The 22,689-nt window shown below is 50.4% G+C and carries 19 protein-coding genes and 4 pseudogenes; 13 read left to right on the forward strand and 10 right to left on the reverse strand.

All coding sequences use genetic code 11. The features are described 5' to 3' along the window. Window positions 1-177: 177 nt before the first annotated feature. Window positions 178-2,622, reverse strand: coding sequence for an ATP-dependent helicase HrpB (gene hrpB, locus GW591_RS13170; protein WP_166860934.1), 2,445 nt, complete (start codon window positions 2,620-2,622; stop codon window positions 178-180). 96 nt (window positions 2,623-2,718) lie between these two features. On the opposite strand from hrpB, the gene thpR reads away from it, so the two are divergent. The 6 genes from thpR (at window position 2,719) to folK (ending at window position 7,983) form a co-directional block, all read left to right on the forward strand. Next, window positions 2,719-3,261: an RNA 2',3'-cyclic phosphodiesterase gene (thpR, locus tag GW591_RS13175; RefSeq protein WP_112150941.1), complete on the forward strand. Its 543-nt coding sequence runs from the start codon at window positions 2,719-2,721 to the stop codon at window positions 3,259-3,261. Between the two features lie 48 nt (window positions 3,262-3,309). Continuing rightward, window positions 3,310-4,044 carry a DNA/RNA nuclease SfsA gene (gene sfsA / locus GW591_RS13180; protein ID WP_013576942.1) on the forward strand — a complete coding sequence of 245 codons (735 nt, stop codon included), beginning with the start codon at window positions 3,310-3,312 and terminating at the stop codon, window positions 4,042-4,044. Window positions 4,045-4,274: 230 nt separating this feature from the next. Continuing rightward, the gene (gene dksA, locus GW591_RS13185) at window positions 4,275-4,730 is read left to right on the forward strand and encodes an RNA polymerase-binding protein DksA (RefSeq protein WP_013576943.1); all 456 of its coding nucleotides are present in this window, start codon (window positions 4,275-4,277) and stop codon (window positions 4,728-4,730) included. A gap of 62 nt (window positions 4,731-4,792) precedes the next feature. Then, window positions 4,793-5,668, forward strand: a complete 876-nt coding sequence (gene gluQRS, locus GW591_RS13190) for a tRNA glutamyl-Q(34) synthetase GluQRS (RefSeq protein WP_013576944.1) — start codon at window positions 4,793-4,795, stop codon at window positions 5,666-5,668. 513 nt (window positions 5,669-6,181) lie between these two features. Beyond that, on the forward strand, window positions 6,182-7,507 hold the full coding sequence (pcnB, locus tag GW591_RS13195; protein ID WP_037033568.1) for a polynucleotide adenylyltransferase PcnB: 1,326 nt from the start codon (window positions 6,182-6,184) through the stop codon (window positions 7,505-7,507). Further along, a complete protein-coding gene (gene folK, locus GW591_RS13200; RefSeq protein WP_013576946.1) occupies window positions 7,504-7,983 on the forward strand; it encodes a 2-amino-4-hydroxy-6-hydroxymethyldihydropteridine diphosphokinase in 480 nt (159 codons plus the stop codon). Before pcnB ends, folK begins: the two co-directional genes overlap by 4 nt. 5 nt (window positions 7,984-7,988) lie before the next feature. Here folK and qseC read toward each other — a convergent pair whose 3' ends face one another. Both qseC and qseB read right to left on the reverse strand, forming a co-directional pair. Beyond that, window positions 7,989-9,347 carry a quorum sensing histidine kinase QseC gene (gene qseC / locus GW591_RS13205; RefSeq protein WP_173362117.1) on the reverse strand — a complete coding sequence of 453 codons (1,359 nt, stop codon included), beginning with the start codon at window positions 9,345-9,347 and terminating at the stop codon, window positions 7,989-7,991. 23 nt (window positions 9,348-9,370) lie between these two features. Further along, the gene (gene qseB, locus GW591_RS13210) at window positions 9,371-10,057 is read right to left on the reverse strand and encodes a quorum sensing response regulator transcription factor QseB (RefSeq protein ID WP_013576948.1); all 687 of its coding nucleotides are present in this window, start codon (window positions 10,055-10,057) and stop codon (window positions 9,371-9,373) included. 158 nt (window positions 10,058-10,215) lie between these two features. Here qseB and panB point away from each other — a divergent pair, with 158 nt between their 5' ends. From panB to panD, 3 genes are all read left to right on the forward strand, one after another. Next, window positions 10,216-11,010 (forward strand): 3-methyl-2-oxobutanoate hydroxymethyltransferase, encoded by a 795-nt coding sequence (panB, locus tag GW591_RS13215; protein ID WP_013576949.1) that lies wholly within the window; start codon window positions 10,216-10,218, stop codon window positions 11,008-11,010. Between the two features lie 14 nt (window positions 11,011-11,024). After that, complete coding sequence (gene panC / locus GW591_RS13220) at window positions 11,025-11,879, forward strand: pantoate--beta-alanine ligase (protein WP_112150944.1); 855 nt, start codon at window positions 11,025-11,027, stop codon at window positions 11,877-11,879. A 108-nt stretch (window positions 11,880-11,987) separates the two neighbouring features. Further along, window positions 11,988-12,368: an aspartate 1-decarboxylase gene (gene panD, locus GW591_RS13225; RefSeq protein WP_013576951.1), complete on the forward strand. Its 381-nt coding sequence runs from the start codon at window positions 11,988-11,990 to the stop codon at window positions 12,366-12,368. A 143-nt stretch (window positions 12,369-12,511) separates the two neighbouring features. On the opposite strand, the gene GW591_RS13230 is transcribed toward panD, so the two are convergent. Beyond that, window positions 12,512-13,282, reverse strand: coding sequence for an ABC transporter permease (locus GW591_RS13230; protein WP_013576952.1), 771 nt, complete (start codon window positions 13,280-13,282; stop codon window positions 12,512-12,514). Continuing rightward, window positions 13,282-14,205: an ABC transporter ATP-binding protein gene (locus GW591_RS13235; protein ID WP_013576953.1), complete on the reverse strand. Its 924-nt coding sequence runs from the start codon at window positions 14,203-14,205 to the stop codon at window positions 13,282-13,284. Before GW591_RS13235 ends, GW591_RS13230 begins: the two co-directional genes overlap by 1 nt. 135 nt (window positions 14,206-14,340) lie before the next feature. On the opposite strand from GW591_RS13235, the gene can reads away from it, so the two are divergent. Continuing rightward, window positions 14,341-14,997, forward strand: a complete 657-nt coding sequence (can, locus tag GW591_RS13240; protein WP_013576954.1) for a carbonate dehydratase — start codon at window positions 14,341-14,343, stop codon at window positions 14,995-14,997. Window positions 14,998-15,205: 208 nt separating this feature from the next. After that, window positions 15,206-16,189: pseudogene (locus GW591_RS13245) on the forward strand (replication endonuclease); the annotation flags it as partial. Window positions 16,190-16,225: 36 nt separating this feature from the next. On the opposite strand, the gene GW591_RS13250 reads toward GW591_RS13245, so the two are convergent. The 3 genes and pseudogenes from GW591_RS13250 to GW591_RS13260 all read right to left on the reverse strand — a co-directional run. Continuing rightward, a complete protein-coding gene (locus GW591_RS13250; RefSeq protein ID WP_166860782.1) occupies window positions 16,226-17,254 on the reverse strand; it encodes a DUF2806 domain-containing protein in 1,029 nt (342 codons plus the stop codon). A gap of 765 nt (window positions 17,255-18,019) precedes the next feature. Next, entirely contained in the window at window positions 18,020-18,820 is an 801-nt protein-coding gene (locus GW591_RS13255; RefSeq protein WP_131638355.1) for a hypothetical protein, read from the reverse strand. A gap of 238 nt (window positions 18,821-19,058) precedes the next feature. Beyond that, a pseudogene (locus GW591_RS13260) lies at window positions 19,059-19,481 on the reverse strand (phage portal protein); the annotation flags it as partial. On the opposite strand from GW591_RS13260, the pseudogene GW591_RS24115 reads away from it, so the two are divergent. Continuing rightward, window positions 19,475-19,630: pseudogene (locus tag GW591_RS24115) on the forward strand (phage late control D family protein); the annotation flags it as partial. The pseudogenes GW591_RS13260 and GW591_RS24115 sit on opposite strands and share 7 nt — an antisense overlap. 318 nt (window positions 19,631-19,948) lie before the next feature. Beyond that, a complete protein-coding gene (locus GW591_RS13265; RefSeq protein WP_071823644.1) occupies window positions 19,949-20,170 on the forward strand; it encodes a DNA-binding transcriptional regulator in 222 nt (73 codons plus the stop codon). A gap of 1,521 nt (window positions 20,171-21,691) precedes the next feature. Here the strand turns inward: GW591_RS13265 and GW591_RS24240 are convergent. After that, window positions 21,692-21,808: pseudogene (locus tag GW591_RS24240) on the reverse strand (STM2901 family protein); the annotation flags it as partial. Window positions 21,809-22,060: 252 nt separating this feature from the next. Further along, window positions 22,061-22,597, reverse strand: coding sequence for a hypoxanthine phosphoribosyltransferase (hpt, locus tag GW591_RS13275; protein ID WP_013576959.1), 537 nt, complete (start codon window positions 22,595-22,597; stop codon window positions 22,061-22,063). Window positions 22,598-22,689: the final 92 nt, after the last annotated feature.

Below are 22,689 nucleotides of genomic sequence, written 5' to 3' on the forward strand. Positions count from 1 at the left end.
AACGTGCTGCTGTGTTCGTCATAATGATTCTGCTTAGCTGAGTCATTTTCATTTTTGATTTCAAATGGATAGTCTATCTGGCCTGAAGTTCAGGCCGCAAGGCGCTTACTCTGTGCCCCGCTTTATGTTTCGCCCAGAAGAAATGTCTGAAAAATTGTTCTTTCCATGCACATTTCATCATGGCGCTGAAGACTTCTTGGTACGGCGCGTCGGCAATGCCTGCGCCGGATTGTCCGGCCACGGATGTTTCGGATAGCGCCCTTTCATTTCTTTCTGCACTTCGCGATAAGAACCCTGCCAGAATGCCGCCAGATCGGCGGTGATCTGCAACGGCCTCTGTGCCGGTGACAGCAGTTCCAGCACCACAGCAACACGCCCTTCCGCCAGTTGCGGGCTACGCTGCTCGCCGAACATCTCCTGCATTCTCACCGAGAGCGCCGGTGGCTGGTCTGCATGATAACGGATTGGCAGACGACTGCCAGTCGGCACGGTGTAATGAGTCGGCAACGCGCTGTCCAGACGCTGACGCTGTTGCCAGTCAAGCAGCCTTAGCAAGGCATCATGTAAATCAACCTGCTGCAACGATTTCAGCGAACGAACACCCTGTAAAGAAGGCTGTAACCAGCGTTCCAGACCGTCGAGCAAAGCCTGATCGTCAACCGAAGGCCAGTCGGCTTCCGGCAACCATTTTGCGGCGCAAAGAAGCCGCACGCGCAATTGCTCCGCGGCGACCGACCAGTTCAGCGCCTGCAAACCCTGCGTGCGGATCCAGTCGATCAGCGCCTGTTGCAGCTCTCCGTCGTCCGGCTTTGCCAGCGGATTGGCTTTCAGCACCAGACGCCCGATCTGCCAGCGGCGCCAGGCGCGCAGCGTGCCTTTTTCTTCATCCCATTCTACCGCCGTCTGTTCTTTGACGACATCCGGCAGGCGCGACGGAAGTTGCGAAATATCCAGCGTGATCGCCAGCAAAATACGGGCATCCGGGCTGTTGTTGCCCTGTAATAACTGCGGCGCGACCAGCCACGGTGCGCGGGTTAATCCGTCATCCTGCGGCAAGGACGCCCCCAGTCCGTTCGCCAGCAGATAACGGCCATCTTCGCCGCGACGCTGGGCAATACGATCGCTGAACGCTTGCGCCAGTAACCACGGCGCGAGCGAAGCATCAGGCTCACCGCTTTTCGCGCCGGTACGCTGCGCCAGTTGTTTTGCCCGCCGCTGCCAGTTTCCCTGCGGACGGCTGAACCAGTAATCCATATCCGGTAATCCGCCGCGTGGCGGTTCTTCAAGCATTGCCGCCAGCAGCGCCGACGTTGCCAGCGCATCGGGACTTTGTGCTGTGGCAGAAATCAGCATCGCCGCCAGCCGCGGCTCACAGCCAAGCCGGGCCATGCGTTGTCCGGCAGCGGTGAGTTTACCCTGCGCATCGGTTGCGCCAAGCTGCTGTAAAAGATTTTTTGCGGCAGACAGCGAAGCGGGGGGCGGCGCATCCAGCCACTGAAGTTGCGCCGGATCCTGACAGCCCCACTGCAACAACTCCAGCCAGAAACTGCTCAGGTCGCTTTGCAGAATTTCGGCTTCCGCCTGAGCACTGGCGCGTTCCGCCTGCTCTTTGCTGAAAAGATGCCAGCACAAGCCCGGCTCCAGACGACCGGCACGGCCCGCACGTTGGGTCATCGACGCCTGGCTGATGCGTTGCGTTACCAGCCGCGTCAGGCCGCTGCGCGGGTCAAACTGCGCGCTGCGCTCCAGACCACTGTCGACCACCAGACGGATACCTTCGATGGTCAGACTGGTTTCAGCAATATTCGTCGCCAGCACCACTTTGCGGCGTCCGGCCGGTGAGGGCTGAATGGCTTTTTGCTGTTGTTCCAGCGACAGCGCACCGTACAACGGGCAGAGATCGACGTCGTCCGTCAGTCTGCCGGTCAGCAAATTCTGTACACGGGTGATTTCCGCCACACCGGGTAAAAACAGCAGCATCGAGCCGTGATTTTCACTCATCAGACGGCTGACTACCCGCGCCACGCCTTCATCCAGCCGTTCGTGTGTCGCGAGAGAAAGATACTGCCTGTCGACCGGAAAACTGCGGCCTGCGGATTCAATCACTGGCGCATCCGGCAGTAAAGAAGACAGGCGCAGGTTGTCGAGCGTGGCCGACATAATCAGAATTTTTAAATCATCGCGCAGCGCATTCTGCACATCGAGCAACAATGCCAGCGCCAGATCGGCCTGCAAACTGCGCTCATGGAATTCATCGAGGATCACCATCGACACGCCGGTCAGTTCGGGATCAGCCTGTACCATGCGGGTCAGAATGCCTTCGGTCACCACTTCAAGACGGGTCGCCGCGCTGGTTTTGCTTTCTGCACGCATGCGATACCCCACTGTCTGCCCCGGCGTTTCATTCAGTTGCTGCGCCAGACGGAAAGCGACATTTTTCGCCGCCAGACGGCGCGGCTCAAGCAGCAGGATCTTACCCGACAGGTTGGCCTGTTTCAGCAACTGCAACGGCAGCCAGGTTGATTTACCGGCACCGGTTGGCGCAAGCAACAGCACCTGCTGAGCCTGTTGCAGTGCAGCTAAAAGCGGTTCGAGTACGGCGCTGACCGGCAAAGAAGACAATGAATGCTCCATGAGAGTTAACTTTAAACGGCGGGCATTGTAGCATTTAGCCCCACATCCGGCATGTTGCCGTGATTTGTCTTCACAGGAATCTCTATGTCTGCCGAACGCCGCCTGTTTTTCGCCTTATCGCTGCCCGCAAAAATGCAAAAGCAGGTGATTAAGTGGCGCGCGGACCACTTCCCGGCGGACACTGGCCGCCCCGTCACAGCCGCTAATCTGCATATTACGCTGGCGTTTCTCGGTGAAGTCAGCGCCCTCAAAGAGGCCGCGCTGACCCGCGTCGCCGGGCGCATTCAGGGACAGAAATTCAGCGTAGTACTGGATGATATTGGCCACTGGCCGGGCTCCGGCGTGGTATGGATTGGCACAAAACGCGCGCCCAATGCCTTGTTGCAACTGGCGTCCGTATTGCGATCTCACGCTGCGCGCAACGGTTGTCATCAGAGTACACTGCCGTTTCATCCGCATGTGTCGCTGTACCGCAATGCGACCCGTCCGGTCGCGGTTCCTCCGGCCACACCTGGCTGGCAACTGGACGCCACAGAATTCAGTTTGTACGAATCCCTGTTTGAGCGGGGGCGCACCCGTTATCACTGCCTGCAAACCTGGCCGCTGGGCGATACGCAGGCAACCTGATCTCTTTTAGCCCTCTTTTTAACAAGAACATTTCACACGGAAACTTTCATGCACTTCGAGCCTGCGCTTCAATCGGCTACGCTGATCAAACGTTACAAACGGTTTCTCGCTGACGTGATTACGCCGGACGGCACGGAACTGACCTTGCACTGCGCCAACACCGGCGCGATGACCGGTTGCGCGACTCCCGGCGACACCGTCTGGTATTCCACCTCGGACAATCTCAAACGTAAATATCCACACAGCTGGGAACTGACCGAAACCCAACAAAAACACTGGATTTGCGTCAATACGCTGCGGGCCAATCAACTGGTCCGTGAGGCAATCAATGAACAGCAAATACCGGAATTATCCGGTTACAGTAAATTAACAACAGAAGTAAAATACGGCGCCGAAAACAGCCGTATAGACTTGATGTTACAGGCAGAAAATCAACCGGACTGCTATATTGAAGTGAAGTCTGTCACGTTGCTGCAGGAGGGGTTGGGATTCTTTCCCGACGCAGTCACACTGCGCGGTCAGAAGCATTTACGCGAGTTACAGTCGATGGCAGAGCAGGGGCAGCGGGCGGTACTTTTCTTCGCTGTTTTACATTCAGGTATTGAAAGCGTATCCGCTGCACACCATATTGATCCGCGTTATACCGATTTACTGAAGTATGTCCAAAACAAGGGTGTCGAAGTGATGTGCTACAGTGCTGAGCTTTCTGCTGAGGGTATGCGCCTCACAAAAAGGTTACCGCTGCTGGCAATATCAGCCAGTGAACATAAAGAGTTCGGATAACCCTGTAATAACCTGTCGGCGGCATAAAAAACAGGTCGCGAATACGCTTTTCCTCACAGGCTTGTCAAGCACCTGCGATGAATAATTGCCAACCTCGTTGCCTTCTGTTATTTATAGCGGCCTGATTTTTTCCCCCGTTGGGGATCGAAATGTTCGAAGCCTGTACGTTGCGGCTATGCCGGAACGGGAAAAGTGGATGAACATAGTGCGTGTTATGTAGGAGAAGCATCATGCAAGAAGGCCAAACCCGTAAGACGTCGTCCTTGAGCATTCTCGCTATCGCTGGGGTGCAGCCGTATCAAGAGAAGCCGGGCGAAGAGTATATGAACGACGCTCAGCTGGCTCACTTCAAAAAGATTCTTGAAGCATGGCGCAATCAGCTCAGGGATGAAGTCGATCGTACCGTTTCACACATGCAGGATGAAGCCGCAAACTTCCCTGATCCGGTAGACCGTGCCGCTCAGGAAGAAGAATTCAGCCTCGAACTGCGTAACCGTGACCGTGAACGTAAGCTGATCAAAAAGATTGAAAAAACACTGAAAAAAGTGGAAGACGAGGATTTCGGCTATTGCGATTCCTGTGGTGTTGAGATTGGCATCCGCCGTCTTGAAGCCCGTCCTACCGCTGATTTGTGTATCGACTGTAAGACTCTGGCAGAAATCCGCGAAAAGCAGATGGCTGGCTAAGTCCCCGGGTTCCACGCGGTGCGTCATGCACCGCGTTCCCTTTTAACGCTGTCCCCATTCGTATGCCGCAAGAACAACACTACACAGGCCGTTTCGCCCCCTCACCTTCCGGTGACCTTCATTTTGGCTCCCTGATCGCCGCTCTCGGCAGTTATCTGCACGCCCGCTCACAAAATGGCATCTGGTTAGTGCGCATTGACGATATCGATCCGCCGCGTGAAATCCCCGGTTCTGCTGACCGTATCCTGAGAACGCTGGAGCGTTACGGGCTGGAATGGGATGGCGATGTGCTCTGGCAGTCAAAACGTCACGGCGCTTACCGCGACGTGCTGGACTGGCTGTATCAGCAGCAAAAAAGTTATTACTGCACCTGTACCCGCCAGCGTATTGCGCAAATCGGTGGCACCTATGACGGCCACTGCCGCAGCCTGCAACTCAGCCCGGAAAATGCGGCCATACGTCTGCATCAGACGTTGCCGGTGTACGGTTTTGACGATGATTTTCAGGGGCATTTACAGGCCAGTCCTAAACTGGCCGAAGAAGATTTTATTATCCGTCGCCGCGACGGGCTGTTTGCCTATAATCTGGCAGTAGTGATCGATGACCATTTTCAGGGCGTGAATCACATTGTGCGCGGCGCGGATCTGATTGAACCGACCGTGCGCCAGATTTCGCTGTACCGGCATCTGGGTTATCCGCAGCCGGGATATCTGCATTTGCCACTGGCCGTCAATGAAGAAGGCAACAAGCTTTCCAAGCAGAATCACGCGCCGGCACTGCCCGCAGGCGATCCGCGACCGGTTATCATTAAGGCGCTGAAATTTTTAGGGCAAACGTTGCCGGAAAACTGGCAGGATTACACTTTGCCTTTATTATTACGCTGGGCGACAACGCACTGGACACCATCAGCGATACCGCGTCAGAGCGCTAATGCATAGCAGATGTGACTTCGGCATTCTCAAAGCGCCTGTCGTGAGCTATGATTAGCCGCTGTTTTTGCGTCACGTCAATTTTTTCAGTCACTATCGAGGTGTACCATTTTTACCCGAGTAGCCAATTTTTGCCGTAAGGTGCTAGTTCGTGAAGATAAAGTCGTTCGTGAAGAAAAGGCTGTTCATGACGAAGCCGCGCTTCATGGAGAACCTAATCGCGAGGAGAATTCCCGTCGTGATCCGTCTCCTGTGGCCGAAGGCAATGTGAAGGCAAACAATCCTGAACGTCGTGAAAATCGCGGCCGTCGGGAAGACAACGCGAACAGAGGCGAACGCCGCAATAACAACAGCCGCCGCTCTTCTTCATCTTATCCGCCGCGTGGTGAACGCAGCGATAACCGTGGTGATCGTAATAACGAGCCGCGCGCCGACCGCAACGTACAGCGCGCTCCGCGCCCTTCTGTCGAACATGTACAGAAACCGCGCCCCTCATTCGATTACGCCGGTGAAACCCGTGCGATGACCATTATTCCCCGCGATGAGCACAATATTTCTCGTCGTGATATCAGCGAAAACGCCCTGAAAGTCTTGTACCGCCTGAACAAGTCTGGCTTTGAAGCCTTCCTGGTCGGCGGCGGTGTGCGTGATTTGCTGCTGGATAAAAAACCAAAAGATTTCGACATCACCACCAACGCAACGCCGGATCAGGTACGCAAGCTGTTCCGTAACTGCCGTCTGGTTGGTCGTCGTTTTCGTCTGGCTCACGTGATGTTTGGGCCGGAAATCATCGAAGTGGCGACGTTCCGCGGTCACCATGAACAGCACGAAGAAACCGAAGATAAAAACGTATCCCAGCAGGCTGTGAACGGCATGCTGCTGCGCGACAACATTTTCGGCACCATTGAAGACGACGCCCAGCGCCGTGACTTCACCATTAACAGCCTGTATTACGGCGTCGCGGACTTCACCGTACGTGATTACACCGGTGGTCTGCGCGACCTGGAAAACGGCATCATCCGTCTGATCGGTGATCCTGAAACCCGTTATCGTGAAGATCCGGTGCGTATGCTGCGCGCAGTTCGTTTCGCAGCCAAACTGGACATGAAAATCAGCCCGGAAACGGCCGAACCGATCCCACGTCTGGCAACGCTGTTACAGGAAATCCCGCCAGCGCGTCTGTTCGAAGAATCCCTGAAGCTGTTGCAGGCCGGTTACGGTTACGAGACGTATAAAAAGCTTTGTGAATACCAGCTGTTCCAGCCGTTGTTCCCGCTGATTGCCCGCCAGTTTACTGAGCAAGGCGACAGCCCGATGGAACACATTCTGATTCAGGTGCTGAAAAATACCGACCACCGTCTGCATAACGATCAGCGCGTCAATCCGGCGTTCCTGTTCGCCGCTATGCTGTGGTATCCGGTGATCGAGCATGCACAGAAGCTGGCGCAGGAAGGCGGTCTGACCTATTACGACGCCTTCGCGCTGGCAATGAACGATGTGCTCGACGAGCAATGCCGTACGCTGGCCATTCCAAAACGTATTACCACGCTGGTACGTGATATCTGGGCGCTGCAACTGCGCCTGTCACGTCGTCAGGGCAAACGTGCGCACAAGCTGATGGAGCATCCTAAGTTCCGCGCGGCGTATGATTTACTGGTACTGCGCGCTGAAGTCGAACAGCACCGCGAATTGCAGAGTCTGGCGCAGTGGTGGGGCGAGTTCCAGGAAGCGACACCGGCATCGCAGAAAAGCATGCTCGGTACGTTGGGTGACGACGCTGTACCTGCACGCCGTGCACGTACCCGCCGTCCGCGTAAACGGGCGCCGCGCAAGGATGGCGGTCAATGATCCGCGTTTACCTGGCTCTGGGCAGTAATCTTGCCCGTCCGCTTGACCAGGTAAACTGTGCGCTGGAGGCGCTGGCACATTTGCCGCGCACCCGCTTTGTGGCCGCATCCCCGTTTTACCGCAGTAAACCGCTGGGACCACAGGATCAACCTGATTATCTGAATGCTGTGGTGGCGCTCGATACGCTGCTGCCGCCGGAAGAGTTGCTCGATTGCACACAAGGGATCGAGCAAAATCAGGGACGCGTTCGCAAAGCCGAACGCTGGGGGCCGCGGACGTTAGATCTTGATATGCTGATTTATGGCGATCAGGTGATCAACACCGAGCGTTTAACGGTGCCGCATTACGACATGAAAAACCGCGAATTCATGCTGTATCCGCTGGCCGATCTGGCACCAGAACTGGTGTTCCCTGACGGCGAAACCTTGCAAACTCTGCTCGCCCGCGTGCCGCTTAACGGTCTGACCAAATGGTAAGTCGCTCAGCGACTTACCCGCACTTCCAACCCACCTTCTGCTCTATTTTGATAAACCACGTTCAGATGATGTAACTGCGCGATCCTTTGTACGATCGAAATCCCCAATCCGCTGCCCGTTTGTTCCTGTCCTGGTGGCCGGTAAAAACGCTCACCGAGCCTTGCCAGATGTTCATTGCTGATGCCCGGCCCCTGATCTTCAACCGTCATTCCCCACGGTTTCAGTCGCACCGTCACGCAGGTTCCGGCTGGCGAATAACGGATCGCGTTATCCAGCAGATTGCGCACCATCAGCGAAAGCAGCAGCGACTGACCACGCATTTCAGGCGGAACGCCCTGCTGTTCAAAACGTAATTCGATACCTTTGCCGTGCGCGCGGTAATCCTGTTCCGCCAGACTTTGAGTGACCAGCGAAGGCCAGTCGATACGTTCCAGCTCTTCAGGCGTGGAAAAACTTTCCAGCCGAGAAAGTGTCAGCAGTTGATCCACCAGCCGCGTAGCGCGATCGATACTGATCGTCAGATTTTCCAGCGCATGGTCGCGCATTTCAGCGTCATCGCCGGAAAGCTGTACGACTTCGGTTTGCACACGTAAAGCCGCCAGCGGACTGCGCAGCTCGTGAGCGGCATCAGACGTAAACCGCCGTTCACGCACCAGCATCTCACTCGTACGGTCAAACAGAGAATTGAGCGCATTTGCCAGCGGCAACACCTCGCCGGGTAACTGATGAGTCTCGATGGGCGCGGCATCTTCCGGCGAGCGCTGACGCAAACCTTCCGCCACGCGGCGCAGCGGCCGCAGTTCAAGCGTCACCATCACAATCAGCGCCAGTAACAAAATGGGCAACGAAGCCAGCCACGGCGTCAGCTGGCCACTCACCAGGCTCCAGGCCATATCATTGCGGTAATCCTGTTCCTGCCCGACCGCGACGCGATATTGTCCGTCCGGCGAAGTCAGCCAGACCATACGCCAGACATCGCTGTCCCCTCTCAGCTCGACATCGTTAAACCCCTGCGTGTCACCGTCAAAACGGATGCGTTTGCCGTTCTCGCCATCATTGAGCAGCATCTGCCCGTGACGATTGAAGATGGCAAACGTCAGCGCGTCGTCATCGGTATGGCCGCGTGAGCCCTTGCGGACCATTTTTTTAGTGTCCGGCAGCTCAGTGTCTTTTTGCAGATTGAGCCGGTCGCCTAAGCCGGTGGCAGCCAGACGTTTGGCGAACAGCATCTGCTGGGTATCGAAAACTTCGTTGATATGTTTGCGGGTCTGATGCCACGCTACACCGCTGGCAATCAGCCAGGTCAGCAGCGCCAGCAGGGAAAAAAGCAGGATAAGGCGCAGGCGCAGACTCAGATTGTTCAGCTTTTGCAGTTTCTTCAGCCGCCTCACGCTTCCCCTCCTTCACCCGGTTTTATCTCATCCCCGAGCGTGTACCCCACGCCATGCACGGTGCGAATAAAGCCTTTGCCAAGTTTGCTGCGCAGATGGTGAATATGGACTTCCACCGCGTTACTGCTGACCTCGTCTTCCCAGCTGTAGAGCTTTTCCTGAATAAGCGTACGCGCCAGCACACGACCTTTGTTGCGAAGAAACAACTCCAGCACAGTCACTTCACGCGGGGTCAGCGTCACGGCTTCTCCGTTGAGCGTCACACTGCGGGCTGCGGGATCAAATTCCACTGCGCCATGGGTTACCTTCGGCGTTATCACGCCGTGGCGACGGCGGATCAGCGCCTGCAACCGTGCTGCGACTTCCACCAGCGCGAATGGCTTACACAGATAATCATCGGCACCGGCCTGCAACCCGCCGACGCGCTGCTCCAGCGCATCGCGCGCGGTGAGGATAAGCACTGGCGTATCCCGGCCAGCCTTTCGCCATTCACGCAAAAGCTGCATACCATCCATACCCGGCAGGCTTAAATCGAGGATCACGGCATCGTACGGCGCACTGTCAAGCGCGGCCTTGCCGGTCAGCCCGTCGGTAAACCAGTCGAGCGTAAAACCCAGTTTCGCCAGCCCGGCTTTGATGCCGTCGCCAATCATCTTGTCGTCTTCAATCAATAGAATTCGCATGGTTCCCTCCGTTTTTGCCATTATAGCCGAGGCTTCTTAATCACTTCTTAAGACACAGATCATCCTGCCCGTTATCAAACAAGCTGTCTGACTTTCGGCTCATACAGTAGAATACTGGCATCGTATTCATCCGATGAATTATTCAAAGGAACGTGTTCATGAAACCAACCACGCTGAGCCAGCTTCGCCAATGGAAGCAGGAAAAACATAAATTTGCGACCATTACCGCGTATGACGCCAGTTTTGCGCAGCTGTTTGCGGAACAAGGGATCAGCGTCATGCTGATTGGCGATTCTCTGGGCATGGTCGTTCAGGGTCAGGATTCCACCCTGCCAGTGACGGTAGAAGAAATTGCTTACCATACGCGTTGTGTGCGTCGCGGCGCACCTCACGCGTTATTGCTCGCTGACCTGCCGTTCATGAGTTACGCCACGCCGGAGCAGGCGTTTGAAAGCGCCGCCGTGCTGATGCGCGCGGGCGGCAATATGGTCAAACTCGAAGGCGGAAGCTGGCTGTGTGATACGGTCAGAATGCTGACCGAACGCGCAGTGCCGGTGTGTGGCCATCTGGGGCTGACGCCACAGTCGGTGAATATTTTCGGCGGCTACAAAGTTCAGGGTCGCGATGAAGTCGCCGCCAATCAGCTGATCAAAGATGCGATGATGCTCGAAGAAGCGGGTGCGCAACTGCTGGTGCTGGAATGTGTGCCGGTCGATCTGGCACGCCGCGTCACCGAAGAACTCAGTATTCCGGTTATCGGCATCGGCGCAGGCAATGTGACCGACGGCCAGATTCTGGTGATGCACGACGCATTCGGCATTACCGGCGGCCATACGCCAAAATTCGCCAAAGACTTCCTCAGCGAAGCGGGCGATATTCGTGGCGCGGTGCGTTTGTATGTTGATCAGGTCGCGCAAGGCGTGTATCCGGGTGAAGAACATTCCTTTAAATAATCGGGAGAAGGCTGGTGTTGATAATTGACAGCGTGGCGCTGCTGCGTCGCGAAATCCGGGATTTTCGTAAGAATAACAAACGTATCGCGCTGGTGCCGACCATGGGCAATCTGCACGAAGGCCATATGACGCTGGTGGAAGAAGCCAAAGCCCGCGGCGATGTGGTCGTGGTGAGTATTTTCGTCAACCCGATGCAGTTCGAGCGCCCGGATGACCTCGAGCGTTATCCGCGCACCTTGCAGGAAGACTGCGAGAAGCTGAACAAACGCGGCGTGGATCTGGTATTTGCACCGTCACCGGCAGAAGTCTATCCGAAAGGTCTGGCGACCCAAACACAGGTTGATGTGCCGGTGATTTCCACCATTCTGGAAGGTGCGAGCCGTCCGGGACATTTCCGTGGCGTCTCCACCATCGTCAGCAAACTGTTCAATCTGGTGCAGCCGCAGGTGGCCTGTTTCGGGCAAAAAGACTTCCAGCAACTGGCGCTGCTGCGCACCATGGTGGAAGACATGGGCTACGATATTGAGATAGTGGGCGTGCCAATTGTGCGCGCTAAAGACGGTCTGGCACTGAGTTCACGCAACGGCTATCTGACTGCCGAGGAACGTAAACTCGCACCCCAGCTTAACAAAATCATGAATGCGCTGGCTGAACGGCTGAGCCAGGGCGAGCGCCATGTCGATGAAATGTTGCAGGAAACCGCGCAGCAGCTTCGCGAAGCGGGTTTCACGCCGGACGAACTGTTTATCCGTGATGCGAAAACCTTGCAGGAGTTGTCCGTCGACAGCACATCTGCGGTGATCCTGATGGCGGCCTGGCTGGGTAAAGCCAGACTGATTGATAATCAGGAGGTTGATCTGACGCAGTAGACAGCGCAGGTCAAATCGGCAACTATGTTGGCCGCCGGAAAACATCAGTATTTGGCTATGTCAGCCCGGCGGGTTCCCAGACTATTTACGCATGAAGGGTCACACGCAATGGTACGTACAATGCTGCAAGGCAAACTGCACCGGGTTCACGTAACTCAGGCAGATTTGCATTACGAAGGCTCCTGCGCCATCGATCAGGACTTTCTCGATGCCTCAGGCATTCTGGAATACGAAGCAATTGATATTTATAACGTTGATAACGGTCAGCGTTTCTCGACATACGCCATCGCGGCAGAACGCGGTTCGCGTATTATTTCAGTCAACGGCGCGGCAGCGCGTTGTGCCTGTGTCGGCGATCTGCTGATCATCTGTTCTTACGTGCAGATGTCAGATGAACAAGCCCGCCAGCACAAACCGAAAGTGGCCTATTTCGAAGGTGAAAACCAACTGAAACGCACCGCCAAAGCCGTGCCTGTTCAGGTGGCTTGATAAAACGCCTTCCCCTGCGAAGGGGGAGGATGGGAGGGGGTTTTAAATACAAAGCAATGAGTTAAAGCACACTTTGAATTTAGTTTTTGACCTTGATACCCCACCCCAGCCCTCCCCTTCGCAGGGGAGGGAGCACAGAAAAATCAACTTCTCAGACCACGCCCGCGCTCGATCAAGTACCACGCCAGCCAATAAAACACCGCGATAAATGCCACCAGCACGCTCATGGTAAACACCAGCGGCACGTCTGAAATCCCCAGGAAACCGTAACGGAAACCGCTGATCATGTAGACGATCGGGTTCAGCTTAGAGATCGCCTGCCAGATTGGCGGCAACAGGGAAAGCGAGTAGAACACGCCACCCAGATAAGTCAGCGGGGTCAGCACAAAGGTCGGGATCAGGCTGATATCGTCAAACGTTGTTGCAAACACGGCGTTCAGCAGACCGCCCAGAGAAAACAGGATCGCGGTCAGTAACAGTGTCAGCGCAATGATCCACCAGGAATGGATCACCAGCGGCACGAAGAACAACGAGATCGCCGTGACCAGGATCCCCACGCAGATCCCGCGCGCCACGCCGCCGCCGACATAACCGGCAATAACGACATGCGTCGGCACCGGAGCCACCAGCAGTTCTTCAATATTGCGCTGGAATTTGGCGCTGAAGAACGACGAGGCCACGTTGGCGTAGGAGTTAGTGATCACCGCCATCATGATAAGCCCCGGCACGATAAACTGCATGTAGGTGAAACCGTGCATGTTGCCAATCTGTGCGCCGATCAGATTACCAAAGATGATGAAATATAAGGTCATGGTGATGACCGGCGGAACCAGCGTTTGGATCCAGATGCGACCAAACCGGTTGATCTCTTTCAGCCAGATACTTTTGAGTGCCACCCAATACAATTGCGACATTATTTCTTTTCCTCGCTGCCGTTCACCAGCGTGACAAACAGCTCTTCCAGACGGTTCGCCTTGTTACGCATACTCAATACCTGCACGCCCTGCTTGCTCAGCTGGCTGAACAGGGAATTCAGTCCCTGCTCGCGCATGACTTCCACTTCCAGCGTTGACGTATCCGTCAGCTTACTGCGATAACCTTCCAGCACCGGCAGCGGGCTTTTCGCCCCTAAATCCAGAATGAAAGTTTCAGATTTCAGCTTCGAGAGCAGTTCCTTCATGCTGGTGTTTTCCACCAACTGACCGCCCTGAATAATACCGATGTTACGGCACAGCATTTCCGCTTCTTCCAGATAGTGCGTGGTCAGAATGATGGTCGTGCCCTGTGCGTTCAGCTCTTTCAGGAAACCCCACATTGAGCGACGTAATTCGATATCCACACCCGCCGTTGGCTCATCGAGGATCAGCAATTTTGGCTCGTGCATCAGCGCACGGGCGATCATCAGACGACGCTTCATCCCGCCGGACAGCATGCGCGAACGCTCGTTGCGTTTGCCCCAGAGATCCAACTGCGTCAGATATTTTTCAGCACGTTGCAATGCCAGCGGACGTGGCACGCCGTAATAACCGGCCTGATTAACCACCACCTGCATGACGGTTTCAAACGGGTTGAAGTTAAATTCCTGGGGCACCAGCCCGAGCTGACGTTTAGCGTTGACGATATCTTTATCGATGTCATAGCCAAACACCTGCACTTTGCCGGCGGTTTTGTTGACCAGTGAACTGATGATGCCAATGGTGGTGGATTTACCCGCACCGTTTGGCCCAAGCAGGGCATAAAAATCGCCAGCTTCGACGCGCAGATCGATTCCACGCAAAGCCTGTACACCACCGGCGTAAGTTTTGGTTAACTTTTCCAGTTCCAATGCATAATTCATAAAGGGAGCGTACCTTCTTGTGAAAACCCTGTTGTAAGAATGAGTAAACGGAGATGCCGAATCAGTTTGAAAAGTCGGGGCATTGCCCTATATTACTCCATCGCAGTCAGCTCGTAACACAGGCTATTAACATCAATGAATGACATAGAAAGACTCATCAGCAATAACGCAGCCTGGTCCAAAACCATGATTGATGAAGATCCTGGTTTCTTTGAGCGGCTTTCCCAATCTCAAAAACCCCGCTTTCTGTGGATTGGCTGTTCTGACAGCCGTGTTCCCGCCGAGCGCCTGACAGGGCTTGAGCCAGGCGAACTGTTCGTTCACCGTAACGTTGCCAACCTGGTCATCCACACCGACCTTAACTGCCTGTCCGTTGTGCAATATGCTATCGACGTGCTGGAAGTCGAACACGTGATTATCTGCGGTCACTACGGCTGTGGCGGTGTGCAGTCGGCGGTTGAAAACCCTGAACTGGGTTTGATTAATAACTGGTTGTTGCATATCCGGGACATCTGGTACAAACACAGTTCCCTGCTGGGCGAACTGTCGCCAGAGAAGCGCCTCGATAAGTTATGTGAACTGAACGTGGTTGAGCAAGTTTACAACCTCGGCCACTCCACCGTGATGCAATCGGCCTGGAAACGCGGCCAGAAAGTCACGCTGCACGGCTGGGTTTACGGCATTCTGGACGGACGTCTGCGCAACCTGGAAGTTGACGCCACCAGCCGCGAAACACTGGAACAGCGCTACCGTCAGGGCGTCTCCGCCTTGCTGAACGGCGACCCGCAATAACAAGCCGCCCTACTCTACAGAAATTCAAAAAACAAAAGGCACAAAAATGTGCCTTTTTTGCCATTTATTTTTCCTGCACTTACAACGCGATCACTATAAATCAATGAGTTATATGCGGTGTAAGCAGCTACAAACCCTATAAAGATGCTCAGGTGTGGACACTATGTGGACACTCCAGCCCCGCTTTCCCCCTCAATGGATTAAAGGAAAGTCGGTGATCGATATCATGCGCAAATACGCCATGAAAGAAGACGGTGACGAGCGCGGCGCAGCAAAGAACCGCTTTGACTGTAAGCACCTGAACCGAGGCGGTGCCGCTGGCTACATCGCTAAATACATCGCGAAGAATATCGACGGTTACGCACTGGAAGGCGAACGCGACCACGAGACCGGCGAGCTTCTGACGGATTCCGCTGCTGCTGTTACTGCCTGGGCAGCAACATGGCGTATCCCTCAATTCCATCCCATCGGCCTGCCTACTATGGGTTCATACCGTGAGTGCCGCCGCATTCGTTCCATCAGTCTGACTGAAACCTTTGACGAAGAAGTGGAAGCCGTTCGCGCTGCTGCTGATGCCGGTGACTTTATGGCGTACATGACTGCCCAGGGCGGCGCTAATGTACCGCGTGAAGATCAGACGGTGCGCGTAGCACGTCGCGTTGCTAATGAACTGAATGCCTACGATGAAGAGGTGAAAAAGGTTGTGGGAATTTTCGCGCCCCACCTCGGCGAATCACATGTATATGAAACGCGCCCCCCTCAATGGCGCATCGTTGCTTCTGCCGTTGATTCTGAGGTTTTGACCGCAAAAAGCGCCTCCGGCGCGCCTCGGAGGCCTGTCAATAACTGTGGGTTAAGTGGAAAGAAAGCCGCTGCAAATGGGCGAAATAGCCAAGCTGGGAGCGCCTCTGCAGCGTCCACTTCTGCCAACCAACCGGTAATTGACTGGACAGACACTACCGCCGTGAGGGCGATTGTGGCACGTATACGTGAGGAAACGCCGAGAGTCAGCAAGGCGCAGCGCAGTTCTGGCTCAACAAAAGGGCTCGATATTGCCCTATCGGAAAGATCAAAGGCAGAAGAATAGGCTCACCTGCAAGAAATTGAACGCGCACGGGTCAAACACAACATCACCGTTAAGCGGTGGTGCGAAATTAGCTTTGAAGAAACAAAAGTTCACTCCACCTACTAGATTACTTTAATTCATTCCTTTATTTGATATTATTTATTATACTTCAACGTTATTTTTAGCGAATTTATTCCCATTACTGTCAATAATTAAATCGCCAATTCTAATTTTGAACCCCTGTAATTTTACCGAAGCAATAACATTATTGAGATATTGAGAGTTAATTAAAGTCGATGATAAAGAATAAAGCTGTTTTCCAAGCTCAGTTAATAACACAACGCTGAACTCAAGTTTCTTACTCTGATCCTCGTCAAATATTTCCATTACCTTATTATCATAAAAAAAGTAGACTGAGAAAGACTCAGCTTTAACTGATTTAAAAGTTGTCGAAAGCCCCAGACCATCCGTCCCAGTAACTATACCAAGATGTTGCATTTTAGAAAGAAAATCAAAATCAAGCTCCTCAGACTCAAACTCACTATTAAGGCCATGGCCTTTTGTTTTAAACAAATAATTAACCATAACGTAAGAGAAAAGCCTTTCTATTTCGATTGCCTCTTTTTGTGATAAATTCTTAATAAAATCTAAAGTTCTTAAAGAAAACAAACCTGGTGTTTTTACTTCGCCAGCTAAAACCTTTCCCCATAAACTCTGCAATTGTTCTGAACTTGTTGCGGCTGCATTATCACGCCATCTCAATAACCAATCGTCTTCGATACTTTCTGTTACAGGCTGGGACTGGTCATTTGAGAGAACCTGTTCAGCTACTAACAATGCTCTTGTGACATTAATCTCTTTCTTTATCTCATTAGCGTACAAATGTTCACTTGCCTGGTGAAGCAATGTAGAAACATCCAGTTTGGGTTCAATTTTTGATTCATCATTTAAAATATTATTAGTTAAATTAATAAGCCTAGGCTTGTTCACATCATTAAAAGCGATAGCTTTTTTCCCATTTTTTATATCCTCAACATCAATCTCCGTCTGTGCTAACATCAGCAGCTCATTTCGCTTTAGCTCAAGACTTATCATCCCCTCCCTTCTCATCTGCCACGGTTTGAACAACCCCCCAATCCCCTTATCAGCCACCGTTTCCCACATTTTCCCTACTAGTTGAGAACCAAACACATTCAACTCCTTAAGTTTGAAAAAAAGTTATAAAATCTTCCTCTAGTTTTCATTAAAATTCACTAATCCACATTAAAAATCAAGCAAACCGACTCACTATAATAAATAAAATTTAACGAATTAGATGATTTTTAACAATATTATATCAATGATTTAAAAATATCTTACTGAAAGAAAATGGATTTTTAAACGTTCCCTACTTTTTAGTAGTGTATGTATAAACAGTGGTTCAGGTTTGGGAGCTATGGATTCCTCACAGGGCTATAATTGGTCTGATAAAAACCCTACATAGGCTGATACCTTCCGAGATGTTCAGTATTTCGAAGTAAACGGCGATAATTTAGGGGCAGGTTGAGTTGGAGCAAGAAAATGGACAAGAGTTACTCATGCAGTAAATATCATTTCCTATATTAAATGCTGACATCTTCTCACTGGATAAAAACTTCGAAAGCCATGCATTCATTGCAGCATGTTTTTGCATGTTCCCGAAGGGTGCCTGATAGCGCCTCTGGCTGCACTTTGCGGCGTTCTGACTCATGCATTAAAAACAGTGAGCCAAGTCAGAAGCGGGCAGACGGGTAACATTGCGCGCGGAGATATAAGTGATACAGCTTGCTGTGCATCAGCGCCTTTTATATTAATTTCGTTTCTTAGTGTGCCGACAACGATGACCAGTGACTCTTGTTTAGCAAGGAAAGATAAAGATAGCAGAGAATAAAATAGACACTTATGCCGATTTTATTAAATAATCTTATTCTCTTACTACTACTGTTTCTTATTTGCACGTTCGAAGTAGTCAAGAACATCACCAGGTTGCGACTTATAATCATCAATATATTTTAATAATTCTCTAGTGCTATTTATCATTGTATTTTCAAGGGATTCAATTTTTCCGAGCGTATCGTATAAATCACTCGGGTATTCTATGTTTTTTATGATGGGTAATAATGGATTAATATAGGCATTTAGATCAGACCTTGCTGTGACAACATTATTAATACTTTCACTTATGCAATTAATCTTGAACTGATTTTCACCAATAGGCTTCCATTGCATAAATCGTAGTCGTCGAAGTTTTTTTATTAAATCTATTTGATACTTAGCTAACTCGGAAAACGCCGTGAATTTAACAAACGATAATAATTCATTATAGTGGGCATCCACATCCTCGACATTTAGTTTACTATTAACATCAAATATATCATATAAAATATTACTAAAGTGAGGGGTTTTAATTCTATTAAAATATAGTATATTTCTTAACCTTGTGCTTTCATTGGCAATTTCATCATATAGAATAAAGTGTATATCTGTAGCCAAATACACTGATTCTTCATCGAGTTTCTTCCCCAACCATTCAGGGGCTTTTCTATAGACTAGATAAGCAACTATTAAAGTACCAAATGTGCTAACTGCACTAATCCAGTCAGTAATGCTTTTCTCAAATACTAATGCATCAAGAAAACAGATTGTAATAACCCCAAGAGAAAAGGCTATTAAGTGGGTAAGGTTTATATTCACTTTAATATATCCCCATAATTTAATAAAAAAATTTGGTGCGTCCATGGAAATCCTTTCGAAACATCAGGCAAATAAAGCAATTTACATGAACAACGGCAAGCTATCAAGCCACCTCATCTCCATAAATTGATATACAATCAATTGATAAACTTTGTTTTTTTGATGTTTCAACATAAAGCATTGAACAAAAAAACATCTTATTTTTGAAGATATAAATATCATATCCAATGAATGAGGAGGCTCACACAAATAAGTAAAACCCCGGTTATCGGTGAGGACTACTCTACTCTGGAGTAAGCTGGTAAGCCTTAAATCTAATCACCTCCTTCCCAAACCACGCATTCAACTCCTTAAACCGTTCCTGCAAGGGCGTCAGCTCATTGCGGACAAATACCAGTGACGCCTTAACCGAATCTCCAAAGCCGCCGCTGTTCTCTGGGATAATCCCCATCATCTGAGGCGGCACGCGGTGCGCGCACAGCAAATCGTTTTGGCTGGCTTTCTTGATGTTGAAGAAATCGTCTTTGGTTGCGACTTCACTTAACGGCAAAATCTTGATCCCGTCTGGCTTTCCGTTTGGTGCGTACATGAACAGGTTGCGGAAATTGCCCAGCCCTTTGGTGTCACGCATCGCCTTACGCATCTGGTCTATGTCCGAGCTGCTTTGTGCCGCGTCGGTCATGTACAGGATATATCCGGCGTGCGCCCGGATTTAAATCCGTGATCGACGCGCAGCCCTGGATAATCAGCAAGGTGACGCACAGCCTGGGCGGCAGTGGATTTGTGACGACGTTGAATCTGGAGGTCTTGCTGTCGGATGTGAGTTATGAGGCGAGCGGGGACGATAGCTTGTGAATGATTGATGCAAAGCTTCATAATTAGCGCATAAAACATCCCTAAAAACAGTAGTATATCCAAAACACCATTGGGAAGAGTGCGTATATAAGAAGGCCAACACACACGGCCTTCATAAACCAACGGGCATGACGCCAGATGTAACGCTCCCTTTCGTTAGCGTCACGGATCGCGCTTTGTATATCGTCCTGATTTGTCATCTCGTCTGCCTTGGGGAATTTGTCACCTGTTATGTAAAACACTGTAATCCCCGATGTATGTTTTCAGCAATAACATATAATGATTGAATATGATTAAAATGATTACATGGTGATTATTATGATGCACTGTCCGAAATGCCAGCACGCCGCCCACGCCCGTTCCAGCCGTTACCTGAGCATCAATACCAAAGAACGCTATCACCAATGTCAGAATATTAACTGCAGTTGCACGTTTAAAACCCATGAATCAATCGCTGACATCATCGTTGAACCAGGAACAGTTCATGCTGTTCAGTTGCACCCAGATAAGCATCAGCAGCAGTCCTTCCAGATGCACTAAAGAAAAAGCCCCGAATAAACGAGGCTTCATTTGTCGATGTGGTCAATGCGTGGACACTGAAATAAATAAATACATTTAATTCATATAGTTAACATCGTTTTCAAAGGCACAAAAATGTGCCTTTTTTAGTGCCTTTTTATTACTCAGCGCCGTTCAACAGTATCTGAACCTGTCAGTCTGATGTTCTCAATTGTCGACGGAGATATAAGCACGCACCAGAATAGCGCATCGTTGCTTCTGCCCCTGACCCGGAGGTTTTGACCGCAAAAAGCGTCTCCGGCGCGCCCCGGCGTTCTGCCAATAACTGCGGGTTGATTAAAAGCTCAGTCACGGAGAATCGACGCCTGTCGGTGTTCAACACAGGGAGAGGAGATTAGTATCACTTGTATCTGTCCAGAAAATCTAATCATAAACAAAGCACTGAGTAAGTATTACGAAACAAAAATGAGTTTAAATGACACCGGATGCCAGACAAGCGAGCAAATAACGTGTAAATAAGAACAATGTCTTGTTCTCTCAGCGCATGGATAGTCAGAAACATTAGCGTATGAGCTTTTTACAATTCCTGGCCTGTTCTTTTCGCTACCCCTGCCGATTTTTATTTCAGCCGCATTAAGAAGCAGTCAGCAAGGTATTCAATAAAAATTCACATGGCAAGCTTACTAGGAAATGTCTTAGCCATAATTTATATTACAAAACCTATCCCCTGTTCAGATAAGGGTTGTATATAGAAATTCAAAATAAGAACAATCTTGGTAAAAGAAGTCATTACTAAAAACTAACAGAACCCCCACATATTCCCTTACGGTTTGCAAGAAAAATCCCCTTGCTAATTTCAAAAGAAATTATGTAAAGTACACTCGAGATAAAGAGTACTAATTAAGATAATAAAATCAAATAAATAACATTTAGCAAAAATTCATACACAGCAAAAGTCAGTCCGAGAGGTTTACGTGAAAAGTAATCATGTTGATGAGCATGCTACATGCGGATTCTGTGATAGTAAATTAAAGGAAAACAGCACCCTATGTCCTTATTGTGGTGCTGAAATAATCATGGCCTATATTGACAGACCTACGAGGAAGTTAATTTTATATTTACGGATCATTTTGATTTTTATTTCAGCTCTTTTAATCCTGTTACTCTACCAAAACTATAACTTTGTTAATCTATCTGTCATTTTAGCGATACCTTTATTCTTACTTGCCTGGGTTATGCCATGGTTATTTTTCAGAATAAAAAACAAGGATAACTATATTTGGAGGAAAAAGAACCCGCTGATTTAGTTTAAAATATTTTTTTGTAATATAAGGCACTGAGGTTATAGCACTATGATTTAGTTACCTCCTCTTTCTACCCTCTTACTTTACTCAACCAGGCAACATTTTTGCAGACGCAGAGGTCGCTTTGAGCCTGAAATCGTAACGACGGTAAATGAGGAGGTTACTTGAAGTTATTTTCCTGGGAAAACCAATGAATTCCAACCCCGGCTTTATGGAGAAGAACTGCATGCAGTACCCGCAAGGATTTTTTATTAATGACATTTTCACAGCAAATCATGAAAAATAATTCTCCTGCAGTCAGGTTCGATTTTCCTGCATAGAAATAAGTACCGTTAAGTTCCTCAACTGTATCTAGTTTTTATCTTTTCATCCCTGATTATTTTCATTAACTTATTTACTCCATTAACTGACATGCATTATATGAAACTATAATAATCCATGTAAATATTAAAAATAACCTATACCTAAAAAGCAGAAGTTTCAATTTTACCGGATATCAAGCAGATAAGTTGAATAGATTATTTATTATTTGAAATGAATATAAAAAAACGGCCTCCAAATCTGAAGGCCGTTTTTAATTAACTGCTGTGCGGGGCGCAGCCGAACTTTACTCGTCCAGCATCACAACCTTACCAACATACGGCAGATGGCGATAACGCTGGGCGTAGTCGATGCCGTAGCCGACAACGAATTCGTCGGGGATCGGGAAACCGACGTATTCGACTTTTACGTCCACTTCGCGGCGCTCGGGTTTATCCAGCAGGGTACAAATGGCCAGAGATTTCGGGCCACGCAGTTGCAGGATTTCACGCACTTTGCTCAGCGTATTGCCGGAGTCGATAATGTCTTCGACGATCAACACATCTTTACCGCGAATGTCTTCGTCGAGATCTTTGAGAATCTTAACGTCGCGGGTGGTAGACATGCCGTTGCCATAACTGGAGGCAGTCATGAAATCCACTTCGTGCGGCACGTCCACGGCGCGACACAGGTCAGCCATAAACATGAAAGAACCGCGCAGCAATCCAACCAGCACCATTTCGCTGCCGCTGTCGCGGTAGTGTTCGGTGATTTCACGGCCCAACTCGGCAATTCGGGTTTTGACTTCCTCTTCGGAAATCATGACGTCAACACGATGTTTCATATAAAGACTAACCACCTGATTTAAGAATACTTATCGCTGTTTTTCAGAAAAACAGCGACCATATAGTGGAAAGGATTATATCAAAGAACCCG

The organism is Rahnella aceris (assembly GCF_011684115.1).
GTDB lineage: Bacteria > Pseudomonadota > Gammaproteobacteria > Enterobacterales > Enterobacteriaceae > Rahnella > Rahnella aceris.

What these genes read in the sequence shown, in the direction of transcription:
- hpt (WP_013576959.1), bottom strand. Translation starts at nt 22,597, where the DNA reads ATGAAACATCGTGTTGACGTCATGATTTCCGAAGAGGAAGTCAAAACC.
- GW591_RS13235 (WP_013576953.1), bottom strand. Translation starts at nt 14,205, where the DNA reads ATGAATTATGCATTGGAACTGGAAAAGTTAACCAAAACTTACGCCGGT.
- folK (WP_013576946.1), top strand. Translation starts at nt 7,504, where the DNA reads ATGATCCGCGTTTACCTGGCTCTGGGCAGTAATCTTGCCCGTCCGCTT.
- dksA (WP_013576943.1), top strand. Translation starts at nt 4,275, where the DNA reads ATGCAAGAAGGCCAAACCCGTAAGACGTCGTCCTTGAGCATTCTCGCT.
- GW591_RS13230 (WP_013576952.1), bottom strand. Translation starts at nt 13,282, where the DNA reads ATGTCGCAATTGTATTGGGTGGCACTCAAAAGTATCTGGCTGAAAGAG.
- pcnB (WP_037033568.1), top strand. Translation starts at nt 6,182, where the DNA reads ATGACCATTATTCCCCGCGATGAGCACAATATTTCTCGTCGTGATATC.
- GW591_RS13255 (WP_131638355.1), bottom strand. Translation starts at nt 18,820, where the DNA reads ATGGACGCACCAAATTTTTTTATTAAATTATGGGGATATATTAAAGTG.
- panD (WP_013576951.1), top strand. Translation starts at nt 11,988, where the DNA reads ATGGTACGTACAATGCTGCAAGGCAAACTGCACCGGGTTCACGTAACT.
- sfsA (WP_013576942.1), top strand. Translation starts at nt 3,310, where the DNA reads ATGCACTTCGAGCCTGCGCTTCAATCGGCTACGCTGATCAAACGTTAC.
- qseB (WP_013576948.1), bottom strand. Translation starts at nt 10,057, where the DNA reads ATGCGAATTCTATTGATTGAAGACGACAAGATGATTGGCGACGGCATC.
- can (WP_013576954.1), top strand. Translation starts at nt 14,341, where the DNA reads ATGAATGACATAGAAAGACTCATCAGCAATAACGCAGCCTGGTCCAAA.
- gluQRS (WP_013576944.1), top strand. Translation starts at nt 4,793, where the DNA reads ATGCCGCAAGAACAACACTACACAGGCCGTTTCGCCCCCTCACCTTCC.
- panB (WP_013576949.1), top strand. Translation starts at nt 10,216, where the DNA reads ATGAAACCAACCACGCTGAGCCAGCTTCGCCAATGGAAGCAGGAAAAA.
- thpR (WP_112150941.1), top strand. Translation starts at nt 2,719, where the DNA reads ATGTCTGCCGAACGCCGCCTGTTTTTCGCCTTATCGCTGCCCGCAAAA.
- GW591_RS13265 (WP_071823644.1), top strand. Translation starts at nt 19,949, where the DNA reads ATGATGCACTGTCCGAAATGCCAGCACGCCGCCCACGCCCGTTCCAGC.